This window comes from Desulfuromonadales bacterium (assembly GCA_035620395.1).
GTDB lineage: Bacteria > Desulfobacterota > Desulfuromonadia > Desulfuromonadales > DASPGW01 > DASPGW01.
In genome coordinates this window covers 1-2,352 of the sequence record DASPGW010000077.1, presented here as the reverse complement: position 1 = coordinate 2,352, position 2,352 = coordinate 1, and the positions used below count along the sequence as shown (strand labels likewise).

Annotated in this window: 3 protein-coding genes; all 3 read right to left on the bottom strand. The window is 67.1% G+C overall.

Annotation, left to right across the window (positions count from 1 at the left end):
* Positions 1 to 468 (bottom strand): molybdopterin-dependent oxidoreductase (locus VD811_04555; protein ID HXV20251.1); only part of this gene is annotated, 468 nt, incomplete at its 3' end.
* 175 nt (positions 469 to 643) lie between these two features.
* Positions 644 to 1,153 carry a cytochrome c3 family protein gene (locus VD811_04550; GenBank protein HXV20250.1) on the bottom strand — a complete coding sequence of 170 codons (510 nt, stop codon included), beginning with the start codon at positions 1,151 to 1,153 and terminating at the stop codon, positions 644 to 646.
* Positions 1,150 to 2,352 (bottom strand): cytochrome c (locus VD811_04545; GenBank protein HXV20249.1); only part of this gene is annotated, 1,203 nt, incomplete at its 5' end. The genes VD811_04550 and VD811_04545, both read right to left, overlap by 4 nt.

The window sequence follows — 2,352 nt, the reverse complement described above, 5'->3', positions numbered from 1 at the left end:
GCAGGATGCCTCGATCAGGGAGGCCAGGGAACCGGTGGTGCGGCCGGCGAGATAGACGCTGCGCCGCCCCTGTTCCCGGCTCCGGGCCAGGGCGGTCTGAATCGTCCCGAAGGCTTCGTCCCAGGAGATCGGCCGCAACACTCCCTCTGCATCCCGCAACAGTGGCGCAGCAAGCCGCTCGGGGTGATAGAGCCGCCAGAGAGACGCCTGACCGCGCATGCAGAGACCGCCGCCGCTGACCGGATGGCCGGGTATCCCTTCGGCCTTCACCGGCCGGCCCTCCCGCACCCGAACCTGCAGGCCGCAGCCGGCCGGGCATTCGGTGCAGGTGGCAGGATACCAGAGCGCCTCGCCGGGTGTGACCCCGTCTTCCGGCGGCACCAGATAGGAGATCAGCTTCTTCTGCTCACGCTCCGAGCCGCAGGCAGAGAGGAGCGTCGTGCCGGAGAAGAGGCCGAGCCGTTGCATGAATTCACGACGGTCCATAGGTCAGGCCCGAGGCCCGAGGGCCGAGGCCTCCGGGTATAAATGCAAAACAGATTGCACGTTAGATCTCCTGTCTACGTCACACCCGACTTTCAACCGGGACATAGTCTCTCGCCTCTCGCCTCTCGCCTCGGGCCTTTTGCCTCGTCCCCGCCCCTCACTGATGACAGGTCGCGCAATCCGTCGAAGCCCCCATGGCCCGATGGCAGGTGACGCACCATCCCATCGTCAGGGGGCGCACCTGCCGCACCAGGGGCATCACTTTAATTCCGCCATGGCAGACCGCGCAGTCGACTCCCGCCTTGATGTGCCGTTTGTGGGTGAAATGGACGTGGGCCGGCAAAACGTGCACCCGGTTCCAGGCGATCGGCTCCCCTTGCTCCTGATGCCGGTGCAGCTTCTGCACCTCGGGGCTTTCGAGGGCGATCGACCGATGGCAGGACATGCACTTTTCCACCGGCGGCACACCGGCCTGGGGGGAGCGGTCGGCGAATTCGTGGCAGAAGAGACAGTCAAGGCCGAGTCGGCCGGCATGGACGGTGTGAGGAAAGGCGATCGGCTGCGCCGGCGGCCGGCGGTAATGGGCCTGGTAATACGCCAGGGCCGCCACTGCCAGCAGGAATGTCCCGAAGTAGCCGGACAGGAAGAGTCGGGCGAGCAGCCTCATGGCGCGACCCTTTCCAGCAGATAGCGCGCCACCGCGTCGATTTCCGCCTCACTCAACTGCAGCTTCGGCATGGCGGGATAGGCGGGATCCTTTTTCACCGGGTTGCGGATGAAGGTCTTGAGCTCCTCGGTCTGCCCCCGATACTTCGGCACCACGGACACGAGGGGGGGGCCGACGAGCTTTTCGTCGAAGCGGTGGCATGTTGTGCAGACCCGCTCGAATACGGCCTTGCCCTCCGCCGCATCTTCCTTCTCGCCCACCTCGCCCGCCGCCGGCGCCATGGGCGAGACGACCACGGCGGCCAGGCCGGGCAGGCTCTCTTCGCTGAGGGCGCTTTCCCGCGCCAGGTGATCGCCGAGCAGCCATAGCACGAACAGGATTAGAAACAGCAAGAGGATCGGCCGGCCGGAGCGTCCCTCGGGACGTTCCAGGACACCGAGCAACTGCAGGGCGAGACCGGCGGCCATCGCCAGCGCCGCCCCCGAGACGGCGAGAACCGCCCCTGACAGGGCAATGGTCGGCAGGTTGACCAGCCCCAGCAACAGGGCGCAGGGCCAACCGAGCAGGAATACCAGGGCGAGGCCGGCGCCGATCCGGCGCCGGAAGCGGATGTACTCGGCCGTCTTCCCGTCGCCGGCCACCGGCGACCGGACCGGCAAAAGAATCAGGATCCCGGTCGCCACCAGGGAGAGGCAGGTGAATTCCAGATACCTCGCGGTTCCGACCCAGGAGAGCAGCAGCCGTGGATCGGCGGCAAGAAAGGGCCATTTTTCGGGCAACACCAGCAGGCCGGCCCCGCAGCAGAGCAGAAAGCAGGAGAGCAGCCCGAGCAGAACACCCGCTGCGCCGAGGCCTGAAGCGAGCATCAGGCCACTCTCCTCATGCGGCAGCAGCCGCCGGTAAACGGTCAGCGCAACGAGGCCGAGGAAGAGGGGCGCCAGCGTCAAGCCCCAGAAGACTCCGGCGGCAACCAGCGGCGGATAACCGAGTTGCACGCCGAGGAGGAGCAGGGCAGCCGTCAGCGTCAGCAGCAGGGCCGTCCCCCGGCCGGGCATGGTTCTGACCACGAGTTCGACGGCCAATGCCCGCCAGTGCCGGCGGCGGTCAAGCCGGCCGAAGGTATCGAGGATGAGGGCCGCCGACGTCGCACCCAGCAACACCCCGAGCAGGGAGAAATGCGCGGACAGCGTCAGCAGCAG

Coding starts and splice junctions, on each gene's coding strand:
- VD811_04550 (HXV20250.1), bottom strand. CDS start 1,153: ATGAGGCTGCTCGCCCGACTCTTCCTGTCCGGCTACTTCGGGACATTC.